The sequence below is a fragment of the Bradyrhizobium sp. 521_C7_N1_3 genome (assembly GCF_052075975.1).
Lineage (GTDB): Bacteria > Pseudomonadota > Alphaproteobacteria > Rhizobiales > Xanthobacteraceae > Bradyrhizobium > Bradyrhizobium japonicum.
The window spans coordinates 3,012,536-3,026,888 of record NZ_CP197232.1; the positions used below are offsets into that span (position 1 = coordinate 3,012,536).

Here is a 14,353-nt window from a genome sequence, read left to right on the forward strand (position 1 = left end):
CCGTCCTTGGCAACGACTTCGAGGCCGTTGTGATGTCTGCTGGAGGGAAACTATCAATGCCCGCACCGGGTCGCGGTCTATCGCTCAAGGTTGGGTGCGCGATGCGTCGGCCGAGGTGGTCCACGAATTGCGGCGGCGCTGCGATCTCCAGCTCCGCGATATACCGGAGGCCCTGCATGCCTTTACCGACCGCTATGAAGGACGCTTCGCGGACGTACAATTGCCGTTGCCGATACCAATAGGCATTTAGGCCTTCCACACACGCCATGACACAACCTGTCACCCCTGCCACCTTTCTAATCCTTCCTGCGGGCGCGCCCGACATGGTCTCAAGCGCGGATGTCTTGATCTTTGGTGCGCCGGACGCGACGCCGTATGTTCCGGGCGCCACCAGCCATGCCGCACGGGCTCCTTCGGCTCTACGGGAAAGTACCCAGCAAATTGCGCGTGATCCCTTGCGGTGGGATTTCGATCAGGACGGCCCTTTGATCCCGGAAGGATTGCGGCGGTTGATCTTGGCGACCTTCCAACCGATCCGGCAACACCGCAGGAGAACCGCTCGCTGATCATCCACAACCGTGAGCATCCTGAAGGCGGTGCGGGCGCCGTGCCCCTGCTGCTCGGCGGGGATGACTCGGTTCCCATTCCATTCTTCGCGGGGTTCGAGCCATTTGGCCCCGTCACCATCCTGCAAATCGATGCGCATCTCGACTGGCCTGACGAGCGGGATGGCCTCAAGCATACGTTCTCCAGTACCATGCGCCGCGCCAGCGAAATGCCATGGGTGGAGCGGATCATTCAGGTTGGACAGCGCGGCATCGGTGGTTCGCGGGAACGGGATCTTGCCGACGCCCGAGCTTGGCGCGACACTGTTCAGTGCGGCGACCGTGCGCCGACACGGCGTGCAGCCGGTCATCGACCACATCCCGCCTGGCAACCACTGCATCGTCACCCTCGATTGCGACGGGCTCGACCCGGCTGTCATTCCAGCAGTGCTGGTCCCACAGCCGGGCGGTCTCGGCTACCTCGATATCGCCGAGGTGCTGCATGGCGTCACGCAGCGGGCGCGGATCGTTGGTTTTGATCTCGTGGAACTGGTGCCGGATGCGGATGTACGAGGCCTGGGCGTGCTCGCCGCCTCGCGCATTCTCGGCGTTGCCCTCGGATGCATGGCGCGACAGCGATCCGCTATGAGGGCAACGGATCAATGACAGCTTGAGGCGCCCTCAGGATTTTGCGGTGCCCGGCTCCGCCTGTTTGCGATGCTGCTTGGCGAGCATTTCGGCCGGCATCACATTGGCGACTGCGGACTGAATCTTGTTCTTCAGACCTGTCACAACGTCGCCTTCGCCCGCCATCATCGCCTCGAAACCCTTGCGGGCGACCATCGCGGCATCGTCCTTGTCCTCGGAGCCGACCTTGGTGTCGAGCATATCTGCGCGTGCGAAGAACTCGGTCTCGGTAGCACCCGGCATCAGGCAGGTGACCGTCACCTTCGTGTCGCGCAGTTCCTCGCGTAGTGCAAAAGAGAGGGAGTTCAGGTACGACTTAGAGGCATTGTAGACGGCCTGAAAGCTGCCGGGGGTAAAGCCGGCGATCGACCCGGTAATAAGGATCCGTCCCTCATTGCGCCGGCGCATGTCCTGGCCCACGCGATGGAGCAGATAGGTCGTGCCCATGACGTTGGTGTCGATCACCTGCCGGATACGCGCCCACTCCTGATCCAGGAAAGCATGGCCCAGACCGCGGCCGGCATTGGCCATCAGCACGTCGACCTTGCGGCCTTGTGCAACCCCGTAGAGTTTGTCGACGCCTTCAATGGTAGCGAGATCGGCTTTCAGCGCCACAACGGCGATGCTGTTGACTTCTTTGCGCAGCGCCTCCGCCGCCGTCTCGATCTCGGGCTCCTCCGCGGCGATGAGAAGGTCACATCCTTTGGAGGCGCAGAGCCGGGCAAGCTCAAAGCCGATGCCGGTCGAGGCACCCGTTACGATTGCAAACTGTCCGGCCATGGGCATTCCCTTTGATTTTTTACGTGGCTTTGAGCCTAATGGGGCACAGGCGCGAGCGTTCCTAAGCAGCTAGGAAGCAGCCGCAAGATTGACGCTTGGTCTGGTCGCGCAACCTTTGGAGCGGTCCATGAAAGCCCTCACCTGGCACGGCGAGAGCGACATTCGCTGCGAGTCAGTTCCCGATCCCAAGATCCAGGACGGACGTGACGCGATCATCGAGGTGACGGCCTGCGCGATCTGCGGCTCGGACCTTCATCTGTTCGACGGCATCATGCCGACCATGGAAAAGGGCGATGTGCTCGGCCATGAGACAATGGGTGTGGTGGTCGAGGTCGGCAAGGAAAGCTCAAGGTGGGCGACCGGGTGGTCGTGCCCTTCACCATTGCCTGTGGCGAATGCTTTTTCTGCAAGAACGGCTTCTACTCCGGCTGCGAACGCTCCAATCCTAACGCCAAGCAGGCCGAGAAGATGTGGGGACATTCGCCCGCCGGCCTGTTCGGCTATTCGCACATGCTGGGCGGCTTTGCCGGCGGTCAGGCCGAATATATGCGTGTGCCTTACGCCGATGTCGGCCCCTATAAGATCCCCGAGGGTCTCACGGACGAACAGGTCTTGTTTCTCTCGGATATTTTCCCGACCGGCTATATGGCCGCGGAATTTTGCAACCTCAAAGGCGGCGAGACAGTCGCCGCTGGGGCTGCGGACCAGTCGGCCAGTTTGCCATCAAGAGCGCATTTCTGCTGGGCGCCGAACGGGTGATCGCCATCGACACGGTGCCCGAGCGATTGACGCTCGCCATGCAATCGGGCGCCATCACGCTCGATTTTATGAAAGAAGATGTCTACGAGCGCATCCAGCAGCTTACTCAGGGGCGCGGTGCCGATGCCTGCATCGATGCGGTCGGCACCGAGCCTGAGACCATCGCAAGCAAGGATTCTGTGATCGATCGCATCAAGGTCGCGACTTTCATGGGAACCGATCGCCCGCATGTCTTGCGGCAGGCGATCCAGTGCTGCCGCAACTTCGGTACCGTCTCGATCGTCGGAGTCTATGGCGGTATGCTCGACAACATTCCGATGGGCAGCGCCATCAATCGCGGGTTGACCTTCCGCATGGCCCAGACCCCTGTTCAGCACTACCTGCCCAAGCTTTTGCAACGCATCGAAAAGGGCGAGATCGATCCAAGCTTCGTTATCACCCATCGAGCGACGCTTGAGGAAGGGCCCGATCTCTACAAGACGTTCCGCGCCAAACAGGATGGCTGTATCAAGGTCGTGATGAAGCCGTTCGGCTGATGGGAGAGGGTGCCGCGAAAGAGCCGAAGTCGCGTTGGCTGGCGGCCGCTCAGCTGGGCTTCTCAGCAGCACATTTTCGACGCTCGTCAGTCAGCTTGCGGCAGCGCAGTTGGGACGGGATGCGGCGGTCGACTGGATAACGGTCGCTGCCATTCCAGGTCGCGACGCCATGCTGAGCGCGTCGCCTTCGGTTCACGCCGTTGCCCTTGGCATCGCTTTTCATCAATGGGCGGACTTTTCCTGGGCGCTTGTTTTCTTCGGTCTGTTTGGGCGCTGGACGAGCCGTCTCGCGCCCGGCACTCTTTTCTGGCTGGCCATTCCGTGGGCTGTCTTTACCTCGGCAACCGAGTGGTTTGGGCTGGTGCCGCTGTTTCCGTTTTTTCAGCCGATTTTCGCTTTGCAGCAACCCTACTGGATCGGCTTTCTCGTTCATCTCTCGTCCGCTTTGATCTATCCCTTGTTCGCCTGGCTGCGTTGGCCGCTAAGACGTGCGCCGCCAACATCCGCGGTACGCTTTGCCAAACGGTGGGCAGCGGGAGCACTTCTCGTGCTCGCAACGTTCGGCCTTGTTTCCGTGATCGATGGGTTGGGTTGGCCGCTGCCAATCCTCAGCCGCGATGTCGCCGGTGATCAGCGTTATATCCGCCATATGGTGACGCATCACGAGCAAGGCATTGAGCTTGCAAAGCTAGGCCAGCAGCGCGCACAAGACCCGCACCTGCGCGCGCTCGCGGCTTTGATGGTCGCCAGCCAGCAAGGCGAAAACCGCATCTTCGATCGTTGGTGGCGCGGGTGGTTCAGCGAGCCGATGGCGCTCTGCTCCAGCGAGGAGCGGGCGGCCATGCCCGGCTATCTGACGTCGGCACAAATGGCCGATGCGCGCAACGCGGTCGATGGTGAGTTTGATGCGGTGGTTATCCGTCTGATGAGCCTGCATCATGCCGGCGCCGTCCAGATGGCGGATAACCAATGGCATTCGTCCGGCGATCCCCGCCTGCGTCTGATGGCGCATGCCATACGACATGAGCAGCAAGGCGAGATTGCTTTGATGAACCACGTCACGGGCATCGAAGCCGTGCGGCAGGCGACGCGCAACATGCTGGCCAACAATCTCTGACCAACCTTAATCTTTCTCTCAGGAACGAGCTTCTGATCTCGCCATTAGCCTTCATGGGCCGGGCAACAAACAAGGAGAAGATTGATGGCAGACGAACAACGTGGTGGCTCCGGAAATTTCGCCAACGATCCGCAGCGCGCGTCTGAGGCCGGCAAGAAGGGTGGCGAGCAAAGCCACGGCCAGCGGGGACAGCAGACCCAGGGCGGAAGCAAGCCCGGCCAGCAGGGCGGGAGCTCGACGGACAATCCGGGCAATTTCGCCAACGATCGCGAGAAGGCCAGCGAAGCCGGACGTAAAGGCGGCCAGTCCTAAGGCTTCATTGACCCAGCAAGGCCAGGACGTCGATGAGATGTCCTGGCCTTTGTTAAAAGCGCGCCGAGCTACGTCGCTGCTCGGAAGGTTTGTGTGGCCGCCCTCTGCCGAAGCTGATCCATGCGACATTGCGAGGGCTTCTTGTCAGGACGCCACCGGATGACTTTCGTGCCGTGCCGAAAGCGGTCGCCCGTCACACGGTCATAGGATACTTCGACCACGAAAGTTGGACGCACGGCTTTCCATTCAGCCGATCGCTTTGTCGACCAGCGGCTTGGACCGCCCGGTGAATTGCCGGTGAAGCTCTGCAACCTGACGATTTTCTCCAGCCGATCGGTGAGAGCCAGTCGATCGGACGATCGGATGCCGGACGTAAATCCGACATGGTGCAGAAGTCCACCCTTGTCGTAGAGGCCGAGCAACAACGAGCCAACGACTTTTCGATTGCCCTGCTTCTTCTCGGCATAACGAAATCCGCCGACTACGCAATCAGCCGATCGCAGCAGCTTGATCTTCTGCATGCCGTCTCGGATGCCGCCTCGATAGGGCAGGTCGAGGCGCTTGGCGACCACGCCGTCATGATCTTCATTTACGCTGTTGAGCCAGGCCTCGGCATCGGCATAGTTTCGGCTTGCCGGCGTCAGTCGGAAAAGCCCGCTCGCCTGGAAGGCCTTTCCCGCAAGTGTTTCAAGGGCGGCGCGGCGCTTCATAAGCGGCAGACCCGAAAGATCTCTCGCGCCCGATCGCAACAGGTCAAAAACCATGAAGGTTGCGGGAGTTTCTTTGGCAAGGTGCTTGACCCGGCTGGCGGCCGGATGAATGCGTTGAAGTAACGCATCAAACGAATAGCCCTCATCAAGCTCGATGATCAACTCACCATCCAGGGTCAGCGTCTTCGGCGACAAGGCGGCCGCGGCTGCGGCAATTTCCGGGAAGTAACGAGCCAGATCGCGGCCGCTTTTGGATTGCATGCTGACTCGGCTGCGTTCGCGGATCAAAAGACAACGGAATCCATCCCATTTCGGCTCGTATTGCCACTGGGCCCCCCGTGGCAGTTGAGCGACGGACTCGGCTTCCATGAGCTGCATTGTGCGGTTCAAGCCTCCGGGAGGGGGCGCAGGACATTGATCGTGAAGCCCTGGCTTTTCACGGCATCAAGCGAAACCGTCCAGAAACGTTCCTCCGTCACGGTTATGCTGCGACCGAGTTCTTGCGACAATCGCTATAGCAGTTCTCTTAGGGCCTGCGCGTCGGCCGGCGCCGCACTCTTCTGGTCGTTGTCGAAATAGACAAAGGCGTCGCAGCCTTGTCGCTTCCACGATTTGAGGCGCTTGGCCCATTGGGCGAGCGTGGCCTGCGAATAATGGCCGTGATAGCGTCCGCCTGGGCCATGTCCGCGGACATAAACGAAGTCCGCCGTGCGCTTCCAGGGAGCCGGCGCATCGTGATGGTCGGACAGGCAGAGTGAGATATTTTCGTCAGACAGCATCCGGAGAACGCGCGGCTGATACCAGCTCGGATGCCGAAATTCGAAACTGTAGCGGCGCTTCCTGGAGAGAAGCTTGAAGAAGGACCCCAGGCGATCGGGGTCCGCTCTAAACTGCGGCGGAAGCTGAAACAGGATCGGGCCGACCTTGCCGCGCAAAAGGGAAATGCGACTTTCAAGCAGGTCGAGGCTGTTCTCGGAGCGTTCGGACAGACGCTTCCAGTGCGTGATAAACTTCGAAGCCTTCCAGGCGAAGACGAAGTCGCGCCCGGTCTGGTCGCGCCATGCTTTCACTGCCTCTGGCGTAGGAGTACGGTAGAACACGCCGTTCAGCTCGGTCGTCTCAAACCGCCCGGCATAGTAGGGGAGCTGCTTCTTAAGCGGCAATCCTTCTGGAAAAAACGGACCTCGCCAGGAGGCGTAGTGCCAGCCGGATGTGCCAATCAGAACGCGCGCCATCTGCCTTGCCATTGTTGGGCGCGATGCATCCAAGCCGCGCTTTCAAAGAATAACGTTGGGGCGCAGGATACGTTGCTGTCGGCATAGCCGGCCTTCCAAGTCCGGACAACCGGGCGCACCCGGCCGACTCCTCGGCAAAAAAAAATTGCGCCGGCCTCTTGAAACTTTTTTGAGCCGACCAAATTTTTTTGTCGTCGCCGCGGGCGACCGGGACGCCTTACGGGTCCCGCTGTCATGAGACGGGCGCCGGACGGTGTCCGGAGCCTGCTCGTACCCATCTTGCTCCAAGGAGGATTTGGATATGAGGTATGATTGGACTCCCCTCTGGAGGTCGACCATTGGGTTCGACCGCCTGTTCGACGTTCTCGACGAGGTCCAGCGGACCGCCGAAGAGAGCTATCCCCCTTATAATATCGAACGTCTCGACGAGAACCGCTTTCAGATCTCGGTGGCGCTCGCCGGCTTCACACCGGATGAAGTTGCTTTGACGGTCGAGCAGAACGTCCTGAGCCTCGAGGGCCGCAAGAGCGAGAAGGAAGAAAAGACCTTCCTGCATCGCGGTATCTCGGCGCGGAATTTCAAGCGCCAGTTCACCCTTGCCGACCATGTGGAGGTGAGGGGTGCGCGCCTCGAGAACGGCCTGCTCATCATCGAGCTGCAACGCGAAGTTCCCGAAGCGATGAAGCCCCGGCAGATTGCAATCGGCACAGCCACAGCCCCAAGAAGCGTGAGCCAGATTGAGGCCAAGGCCGCCTGAACGAGGCCAGGACCTCAGCTTGATCCAGGCCGCGCGGGACGAGCCCGCGCGGCTCTTCCTCAAACCCGTCTCGAACAGGAGGCAACCATGCGGCCGACGACCGCGCTCCCCGACAACGTTTTCGATTTCGACTATCTCCTTCATCCGGGCACCAGGTTCGATCACCCGACGGATGTGCTCGCGCATTCAGGCCTCACACCCGCCGAAAAGCGCGCCATCCTGGCTTCATGGGCGTCGGATGCGTCTGCAATCGCGTCATGCCCATCGCTGCGGGCTCCCAAAGGCCTGAAGGCGCCTGTAACGATCCACGAAATCCTTAATGCGCTGTGCGCGCTGGATGGTGGTCCGCGGCATCCGCCAGGTGGCAAGCCAATGCGTAGGCGGTCAATCGAGCGGTGCGCCGCAGCCTGATCGCAGGCGCTTGACTCGCAAACCGCTCCGCGTATTTTTGGGTCGGGAAATTCGCTTCCCGACCCCTGAATCACAAAGGATGATGACGACCGTCAGGAGTGACGACGATGCTTGATGTAAATTTGGCCCGCATCCGTGCGCACCGCAACAACATCCACCGCTACCAGCGTCTGCTACGGACGAAGCTCTCCGAGCTGGAGCGCCGGTTCGTTGAAGGACGGCTGGCGGACGAGCAGGCAGCGCTCGACGCGCTAGCCGCCGAGACATTCCCGATCATACTTCCTTCGCCGAGCTGCCAATCCGCTTCCCCCGGCCTGAGGAGCGAGCTATGAGCGACGTCCGGCAGTTGCTTATCCGCGGTAGCGAGAAGATTATCGAGCACTATAGGCTTCTTCTCGCAGGCGCAGCGAGCGCACAGGAGCGCGAACTTTATCAACGCAGGATCGAGCGGGAGCAGAAGCTGCTCGACCAGCTCCATGGCCTTTCCGATCGCGCCGCGGCTTAACCGAGGCATAAGCGATACCTATCAGGAGGCCGGGCGGTAACGGCCTCGTGTCATTGCTTGCTGAAGATCCTGGAATTGAAGACCGCCGTCAGCTCGAGCACGGGCCCAATTTCATTGCGGACCTCAACCGCAAAATGCTGGTTGAGAGATCCTTCGATAACCGCTTCGCGGGCGGCGTCCACGAGCGCATCAAGCGCCACGTCGTGCGCCGCTTCCGCGTCCGGCAATTCCATGCCTTCGCTATCCCGCGAGGCTGAATCCGTCGACTTGAAGTCGAAATAATACTGAGTCACCGGTCTACTTTGGAGACTGCAAGCTAGAAGAATTGACCCATTCCTCGATATGAGACGCTGTGTCAGCCTCTCTGGCCTTCCTCAACAGTTGATCTCTCTCGATGCCGGGCGGGAGGCCAGCCGCGCGAGCTCGAGCATCTTGCGCGAAAGATTGCAGCCTCTGCTTTAGCGATTGGGATTGTTTGAAACGGCGCCGCTTCAACATCGGCGCGCTCCTTTCCGTAAGAGAAGGCGGGAGCGCTACCGGCGTTCTCATCACAGTGGCCGTTTGTCGCCCGGCGCCTTCGGATCGCCGTGCGGCTGCGCCGCCTTGTCGAAGCGGCGCCGCCCAGAATTGAACCAGATAGGAGCTTAAGCTTACTTCATGTTACCAGGCGCCACCTTCGTGCCGCCTTGGTCGCTGCCGGGACCGGAGCCTCCTTGGCCGGACGCGTCGGGTTTTACCATCCCGCCTTTGGCCATGCCGTCCTTGCTCAGGCCGGTGGTGCCCTCGGTCATCGAACCCTTCTCCGTGTTGTGCACGCCGGGTTTTTGCATGTTGCCGGATTGCGGAGCGGGACCAGAAGTCTGAGCGAAGGCGTAGCCGGACATGAGACCGAGGGCGGCGGTAGCAATAATCATTTTCTTCATCGAAAACTCCTGTTTGGCTTCGTAAGGACCAACTAAAGCGCGGAAATCATGTTCCTATTGACTTCTAGTTCTTCTTTTGTTCTTGTGGGCATTTGGTAGGATACCCTGCCTGACCTCAACTACCTCCACTCCGAAATAGAGCGCATGCGCATTCAAATCGGCCACCGAACGAATCCTGCAGCTCTAGCGCGCCGGCATCTCGACTTTGCCTCGGCTGAAACCCTTCTTCAGCGGATGAAGGTTAAGGCCGAGGGTTTCTGTACTGAGTGGGATCGGCTTGTGCAGAAGGAATGCCCGGAAGGCCGGTACTACACCTCCGGGATGCCCATCAATTTCCTGCCGTGGATGATGGTAGAAGACCAGTGCTATCTATCGGTTCACGTCGACGCCGTCTGGGATGTCACGAAATCGCTCTTCACTCCTTTCCGGGTAGTATGGATTCCAGGACCTGCCTTGCTGCTCCCTTAATCACCCCGGTCTCGTTGGGGTCGCCTTTCATTATGGCCAGTGAGAAATTCTTCGCCTGCTGCAAGGTGATGTGCGGCGGCAGCGGCGGCACCTCAGGATCGGTCTTCACCTCCAGTACCACCGGCATCTCGCTCGCTAGCGCCTGCTCCCAGGCCGAGCCGAGCAATTGCGGGCTATCGACATAGATGCCGGTAAGGCCGATCATCTCGGCAAAGCGCGAATAGCGTACGTCGGGGATGCGCTGTGAGGCCTCGAATTTAGGGTCCCCATTGATGATCCGCTGTTCCCAAGTCACTTGGTTGAGGTCTTCGTTGTTGAAGACACAGACGACGAAGCGCGGATCACGCCAGGATCGCCAGTATTTCGCGACGGTGATCAGCTCGGCCATGTTGTTCATTTGCATGGCGCCGTCGCCAACCAGCGCAATCACAGGCCGGTCCGGATGGGCATATTTCGCCGCGAGTGCGTAAGGGACCGCCGCGCCCATCGAGGCGAGGCCCCCGGAGAGCGAAGCCGTCATGCCCCGCCGGATCTTGAGGTCTCGCGCAAACCAGTTAGCACAGGAGCCGGAATCGCTGGTGATGTTGGCGCGTTCCGGCAGACGCGGCGACAGTTCCCAGGCGACGAGCTGCGGATTGATCGGCGCGGCGGGCTGATGCGCGCGGCCGTCGAGCGTCTTCCACCATTTGGCGACATCATTTTCTATGCCCTTGCGCCAGGCGGCGTCGGTTTTGGGCGCGAGCCGCGGCAGCAATGCGCGCAGTGTCTCGGCGGCGTCGCCGACGAGGCTGACTTCCATGGGGAAGCGGATCGACGTCATACCTGCATCGATATCTATCTGTACGCCGCGCGCGGCGCTCTCTTTCGGGAGGAATTCTGCGTAGGGGAATGCGGAGCCGACCATCAGCAGCGTGTCGCATTCCATCATCATGTTGTAGCTTGGCTCGGTGCCGAGCAGGCCGATGGAGCCCGTCACCCATGTAAGATCGTCGGGCAGGGCCGCCTTGCCGAGCAGCGCCTTGGCGCAGCCGGCGGAGAGGCGGTTGGCGACCGCGATCACCTCGTCGGTGGCGTGCAGCGCGCCGGCGCCGATCAGCATCGCGACCTTCTTGCCGGCGTTGAGCACCGCCGCCGCATGATCGAGCTCGGGCTCGCGCGGTATCACGCGTGGGGCGCTATAGCCGACACCGGAATGCAGGGTCCCGTGCGCGCGGGGCGGTCCTTCGTAAGGCTCTTCCTGAAGGTCGCTGGGCAGGATGATCGCGGTCGGGGCCCGGCGTGCGAGCGCGATGCGCACCGCGCGGTCGATCAGGTGCCGCACTTGAGCGGGCGAGGAGGCCTGCGTCACATACGCGCCCGCGACATCCTTGAACATCGAGACAGCCATTACGTTGCGTCACCCGGAGAACCATGGTTGCCACTTATAGTTCCTGCGGGCACATTGAGCGATCGATCAGTACGCGGAAGCGGCCCCCGGCAATCGGGAGTTGTTCCTCAACAAGCCGCACAGCATCGGGCCGAACAGAACCACGCTGCCATGGCGTTCCACGGACAAATACATCCAACCCGGCCACAAAAACGTGTTGACGCACCGTATCGATCGGAGCGGACCGAAGCTTGGTGGAAGGTGAAGACGGTCCAGCGCGACAAATTCCCCGTTGTCGGTTTCACCAAAGATCCTACCGGCGTTGCCGCGCTCTGGGCAAGCAGGACGGGAAAGATCTGCTGTACATGGGGAAGGTTGGGACAGGAGCCGAATCAAATCTGCAAAGATCCGCAAGGCGCTCGACACTGTAGTCAGCCCGAAAACGAAACTCACTAAGCCTGTCAAGAAGCCCAAGGCCATATGGGTCGAGCCGAAGTCTTATGCGGAGGTGGAGTACCGGGACATCACGTCAGAAGGGCTGTTACGGGCCAGCTCCTTCAAAGGCCTCACTCGCAAACAGGAACACGACCGCCGGACTACGTTGTCTCGTCATATATATATATATATAGGCAGCACTATTGAGGACTCGTTCAACATCGCTTGGGACTTCCTTGAGAAGTCAGGGGAGGTTGGCGAAGTTTAAGCCGGTCGTGGGACTGAGCAAGTAGGATGCCAAGGATCGCAGCTTAGTTCCTGAATTAACCCAGCGCGACGACATCAAGCTTAGTCCGCGTCTTCGATTGCATCGCAGCTACGGAGCGCTAGCTTACCTACGCGGACATTGCCCCTAGTCCGGGTCCCCAAGTGGCGAAGCCGTCGCGCCATCATATTCGACGCGGCGGCTTCGTTTTATTGCAGATCATTCATTTGAAGCAGCAGACGTACGACGGAACGCTTGATCTGATCGAGATGCGTCGGCAGCTCACAGCCCTGGATCGCAATACTCGGACAACCTTTTGATAGCATCGCTATTGAACCGCTTCCTGGTGAAGGTCGCGTTCCTCTCGGAGCCCGAAGACCGGAAACATGAACAGTATCTCCGATCCGAGTTTGCGGAGACCATTAAGAAGGTTCAGGCGATCACGTCGCCACCTGCGAAGGGGGGCAGCCGTCACTAAGCCATCAAAGTAACGCTAACGATCGTGTCTCCTTGCGCTCATTGGCGGCGTCGATGCTCAATGCAGTCGCGAGGTCGTCCTTGTTTCGAGTACTGGCGCCTCGCGGCGAGGGGGCTCCCGCGTGAGCTACCATCAGTAGGCCCTGCGCACTACTCTAGGCCGCGGGACCTTCGGAGAGAACCTGTTGGCAAGCGCGAGGGCGGCCATTTCGTCGGTTTCGAGCGCGATTTTCTGGGCGAGCATCACATCGCCGGCCGCTAAAGCGCCTTGCGGAATGAAGCACCAGCCGGTCTCGGGCTGTCCGGCTTCATCAAGTCGCACAACATTACTGACGGTGCCATAATGAACGCGATATCGGCGGCCAGTGTGAGAGCCAGTGACTTCGAAACAGCCTTCCGCGTCAAACTGTGCGCGCTGATCTGGCGACAACCAATCCCGGAGAAGACGACACGAGCGCGCTTCCGGCCCATTTTCTTCGACGAAGCTTCGATAGAGTGCGCGCAAGGCGTGCAAGCTCGCCCGGGTGCTGCTCGCGCCGCTGCGTCTGAACAGAAACATTTGCCGCGCCGCGAAGTCGTCTAACCGCCGACGAGGCGCGGATAGAACAACGTTTCATCCGCAATCGGATCAAATATCCGCACAACCTTGAGGTCGCCCCCCACCGTGCGAGCGGCAGCGGTAAATCCCTGACTGGTCAGCTTCTTGAAGCGTCGCTCAGCTTCGGCCAGCCGCTTGGGGTCTTTCTGCTCAAAAAAATGTCTGCTGTCGCCTCTGCCGTTCATCACGATTTGGGAAGCCATGGAAGAGAACTCCGCAATGCCTAGCCTCTGATGAGGTAAGAAACCTCGCGGCGCTAAAAAGTGTTCCTAAATTCGGCGTGCCTTTCGGGTAACTGTCAATTCGTCTGGCGACGCTCGAAATCGAGACCTTATCCGCCGCGATCTGACGCCGGCCCAGCGCGCGAAGCTTATCGCGAAGCGGAAGGCGGCTTATGAACCGGTGCATCCGGAGACGAAGCCGACGAAGGCGGGTGGTCGCAATCGTCGCCAAGGTGGCGACGATGTCGCCCGCTTCACCGCCGACACGGCAGCCAAGACTGGCAAGCCAGAAAGGACGATCCAACGCGACGCGACCGGCGCGAAAGCGCTGGGCTCCGATCTAGACCGCGTCGCCGGACATCGCTGGAGAAGGGCGCCGAACTGGACGCAAGTTCGGCGCCTTGATCCAAGTCGCCAGTTGTCTCAATTGAACTTTTGAGCTTAAATTCCCGCTATCAGGGATGCGCGGAGTAGTGGGGCGAATATGAACCGATTGCAGAAGTTCATCGAGCAGGGTGCATATGGCGAACGACCGGGGCGCACCGCCTACGCCTTCGATGTAACAACTCTACCCGAAGCAACGAAGGGTCTCGATTGGCGGCCCGTACGCGACTTCAGCCCAGCAGATGAAGTTTTGCGCGATGCAGACCTGAAGCGAGTGTTCCAAGCTGCGATCAAGCATGGGTATGCACTTGTAAGCCCAGCCACCTAAAGACAACCAGTTGCCTTTCGCCTCTTGCGGCGCGACCGGTGCGCTTCTCAACTGGTCCCCGGTTCACTTTCGGGCCTTCGAAACCGTCTTGTGGTCTACCCCGATTTCCGCCGCGGGCCGTGCGCCGCGCAAGCCGACGCCCTCGATATTGAAGCACAGGCAAAGAGGCGGTTGATCACCCGCCAGCAAGACGCTTTCTCCTATGCCCCGCGCGGCATGTCCCGTGACGAGGCGGCCCGCAATGTTGGCGTCGGCACGACCAAGTTCGACGAGATGGTTTCCGACGGCCGCATGCCAAAGCCGAAGAAAATCGATGGGCGAGTGATTTGGGATCGGCTGCGCGTCGAGGCGGCGTTTACCGATCTTCCGGACGTAGAAAACGCGCCGAACCCGCTAGACCGGATGCTTGGCGCTTAGGAGAGGTTTCGAGTCAGGGCCTATGGAATGGAGATCACTCAGAAAGGGCAGCGCGACTGCAGCCTACGCGCCTTATGCTTGATATGCTGAAAGGAACCGCTTCACAACTTTAGCCAG

Annotated in this window: 18 protein-coding genes and 2 pseudogenes; 12 read left to right on the plus strand and 8 right to left on the minus strand. The window is 60.2% G+C overall.

Annotated elements, in window-relative coordinates; genetic code table 11:
• Positions 1–460: 460 nt before the first annotated feature.
• Positions 461–787, plus strand: a pseudogene (locus tag AB7008_RS13680) (arginase family protein); the annotation flags it as partial.
• 55 nt (positions 788–842) lie between these two features.
• Positions 843–1,211 carry an arginase family protein gene (locus tag AB7008_RS13685; RefSeq protein ID WP_259195989.1) on the plus strand — a complete coding sequence of 123 codons (369 nt, stop codon included), beginning with the start codon at positions 843–845 and terminating at the stop codon, positions 1,209–1,211.
• 15 nt (positions 1,212–1,226) lie between these two features.
• On the opposite strand, the gene AB7008_RS13690 is transcribed toward AB7008_RS13685, so the two are convergent.
• Positions 1,227–2,018, minus strand: a complete 792-nt coding sequence (locus AB7008_RS13690; protein ID WP_039146743.1) for an SDR family NAD(P)-dependent oxidoreductase — start codon at positions 2,016–2,018, stop codon at positions 1,227–1,229.
• A gap of 121 nt (positions 2,019–2,139) precedes the next feature.
• On the opposite strand from AB7008_RS13690, the pseudogene AB7008_RS13695 reads away from it, so the two are divergent.
• The 3 genes and pseudogenes from AB7008_RS13695 to AB7008_RS13705 all read left to right on the plus strand — a co-directional run bounded on the left by AB7008_RS13695 (position 2,140) and on the right by AB7008_RS13705 (position 4,736).
• Positions 2,140–3,307 (plus strand): annotated as a pseudogene (locus AB7008_RS13695) (zinc-dependent alcohol dehydrogenase).
• A gap of 34 nt (positions 3,308–3,341) precedes the next feature.
• A complete protein-coding gene (locus tag AB7008_RS13700; RefSeq protein ID WP_080703831.1) occupies positions 3,342–4,424 on the plus strand; it encodes a DUF305 domain-containing protein in 1,083 nt (360 codons plus the stop codon).
• Positions 4,425–4,508: 84 nt separating this feature from the next.
• The gene (locus AB7008_RS13705) at positions 4,509–4,736 is read left to right on the plus strand and encodes a general stress protein (protein ID WP_039146746.1); all 228 of its coding nucleotides are present in this window, start codon (positions 4,509–4,511) and stop codon (positions 4,734–4,736) included.
• Positions 4,737–4,804: 68 nt separating this feature from the next.
• On the opposite strand, the gene AB7008_RS13710 is transcribed toward AB7008_RS13705, so the two are convergent.
• Positions 4,805–5,824: an ATP-dependent DNA ligase gene (locus AB7008_RS13710; protein ID WP_080703832.1), complete on the minus strand. Its 1,020-nt coding sequence runs from the start codon at positions 5,822–5,824 to the stop codon at positions 4,805–4,807.
• Positions 5,825–5,958: 134 nt separating this feature from the next.
• Positions 5,959–6,681, minus strand: a complete 723-nt coding sequence (locus AB7008_RS13715) for a DUF72 domain-containing protein (RefSeq protein WP_039146748.1) — start codon at positions 6,679–6,681, stop codon at positions 5,959–5,961.
• Positions 6,682–6,982: 301 nt separating this feature from the next.
• Between AB7008_RS13715 and AB7008_RS13720 the strand changes: the two genes are divergently transcribed.
• From AB7008_RS13720 to AB7008_RS13735, 4 genes are all read left to right on the plus strand, one after another.
• Positions 6,983–7,438 (plus strand): Hsp20 family protein, encoded by a 456-nt coding sequence (locus AB7008_RS13720; protein WP_039146751.1) that lies wholly within the window; start codon positions 6,983–6,985, stop codon positions 7,436–7,438.
• Positions 7,439–7,525: 87 nt separating this feature from the next.
• Positions 7,526–7,849, plus strand: a complete 324-nt coding sequence (locus tag AB7008_RS13725; RefSeq protein WP_080703833.1) for a hypothetical protein — start codon at positions 7,526–7,528, stop codon at positions 7,847–7,849.
• Between the two features lie 107 nt (positions 7,850–7,956).
• Positions 7,957–8,181, plus strand: a complete 225-nt coding sequence (locus AB7008_RS13730) for a hypothetical protein (protein WP_039156685.1) — start codon at positions 7,957–7,959, stop codon at positions 8,179–8,181.
• Complete coding sequence (locus AB7008_RS13735) at positions 8,178–8,354, plus strand: hypothetical protein (RefSeq protein WP_200875135.1); 177 nt, start codon at positions 8,178–8,180, stop codon at positions 8,352–8,354. The genes AB7008_RS13730 and AB7008_RS13735 overlap by 4 nt, the downstream gene beginning before the upstream one ends.
• Positions 8,355–8,404: 50 nt before the next feature.
• Here AB7008_RS13735 and AB7008_RS13740 read toward each other — a convergent pair whose 3' ends face one another.
• The 3 genes from AB7008_RS13740 to AB7008_RS13750 form a co-directional block, all read right to left on the minus strand.
• Positions 8,405–8,647 carry a DUF6894 family protein gene (locus AB7008_RS13740; protein WP_051664515.1) on the minus strand — a complete coding sequence of 81 codons (243 nt, stop codon included), beginning with the start codon at positions 8,645–8,647 and terminating at the stop codon, positions 8,405–8,407.
• 357 nt (positions 8,648–9,004) lie between these two features.
• On the minus strand, positions 9,005–9,277 hold the full coding sequence (locus AB7008_RS13745; protein ID WP_039146754.1) for a hypothetical protein: 273 nt from the start codon (positions 9,275–9,277) through the stop codon (positions 9,005–9,007).
• Positions 9,278–9,692: 415 nt separating this feature from the next.
• Positions 9,693–11,132 (minus strand): thiamine pyrophosphate-requiring protein, encoded by a 1,440-nt coding sequence (locus AB7008_RS13750; RefSeq protein ID WP_232208656.1) that lies wholly within the window; start codon positions 11,130–11,132, stop codon positions 9,693–9,695.
• A 301-nt stretch (positions 11,133–11,433) separates the two neighbouring features.
• Between AB7008_RS13750 and AB7008_RS13755 the strand changes: the two genes are divergently transcribed.
• Complete coding sequence (locus AB7008_RS13755) at positions 11,434–11,814, plus strand: hypothetical protein (RefSeq protein WP_232208660.1); 381 nt, start codon at positions 11,434–11,436, stop codon at positions 11,812–11,814.
• A gap of 607 nt (positions 11,815–12,421) precedes the next feature.
• On the opposite strand, the gene AB7008_RS13760 is transcribed toward AB7008_RS13755, so the two are convergent.
• On the minus strand, positions 12,422–12,847 hold the full coding sequence (locus AB7008_RS13760; RefSeq protein ID WP_039146756.1) for a hypothetical protein: 426 nt from the start codon (positions 12,845–12,847) through the stop codon (positions 12,422–12,424).
• Between the two features lie 20 nt (positions 12,848–12,867).
• Positions 12,868–13,089, minus strand: coding sequence for a hypothetical protein (locus AB7008_RS13765; RefSeq protein WP_039146759.1), 222 nt, complete (start codon positions 13,087–13,089; stop codon positions 12,868–12,870).
• Between the two features lie 502 nt (positions 13,090–13,591).
• Here AB7008_RS13765 and AB7008_RS13770 point away from each other — a divergent pair.
• Both AB7008_RS13770 and AB7008_RS13775 read left to right on the plus strand, forming a co-directional pair.
• Positions 13,592–13,819, plus strand: coding sequence for a hypothetical protein (locus AB7008_RS13770; RefSeq protein WP_232674629.1), 228 nt, complete (start codon positions 13,592–13,594; stop codon positions 13,817–13,819).
• Between the two features lie 216 nt (positions 13,820–14,035).
• Positions 14,036–14,236 (plus strand): hypothetical protein, encoded by a 201-nt coding sequence (locus AB7008_RS13775; protein ID WP_051664933.1) that lies wholly within the window; start codon positions 14,036–14,038, stop codon positions 14,234–14,236.
• Positions 14,237–14,353: the final 117 nt, after the last annotated feature.